The organism is Psychrobacter sp. 1U2, from assembly GCF_051847575.1.
Map to the genome: position 1 here is coordinate 1 of NZ_JBPYDC010001510.1, position 586 is coordinate 586.

Annotated in this window: 1 protein-coding gene; it reads right to left on the reverse strand. The window is 43.7% G+C overall.

Translation table 11 applies throughout. The annotated features are described in order from the left end of the window. Positions 1-367 (reverse strand): LPS-assembly lipoprotein LptE (locus ACS8FD_RS22895; protein WP_459252180.1); only part of this gene is annotated, 367 nt, incomplete at its 3' end. Positions 368-586: the final 219 nt, after the last annotated feature.

The following is a 586-nucleotide window of genomic DNA, read 5'->3' on the forward strand; positions in this document are numbered from 1 at the left end:
AACGCTTAAAACGTATGTTTTTTACTGTAATAGCAGCGATTGGTGCAGCATCAGTACTTTGATTGTTGTTCGCTACATCGGTCAGAGTCATGTTATCAATGACATCGACCCCCAAGGCTTCTAAGCGCCGTGTTAATGGCAATTTTAAAGGAAAGGAGGTGCGATCATCTTCAACAATCACTGCTGTTTTGGCAACATCAAATAGCATTGGTGTATCGTAACCACGTAATTGAAAGCCGCAGCCACTAAGTGCTGTCGCGGCACTAAGTACTGTCATCATTGGCAAAGCGGCAAGTAACGCTGTCGCTAGTTTTTGTGCGCTTGCGCTTTTGGGTTGTGACTGTGCAGCTTGATGCTTATACGACATAATCGCTATCCTTACGTTTTAAAAAGGCTTGGGGTCATCAAAATCTCCAAGCCTAAAAGATCTAACCTACCACCACGATATTGACCAATTTATTAGGGACAACGATTTCTTTTTTGATGTCACCAGTTAAGAATTTTGCCACACCTTCAATCTCTTTTGCCTGCGCTTTTAGCAGCACAGGATCGCTGTTAGGGGCGACATCCATCTTACCGCGCATTT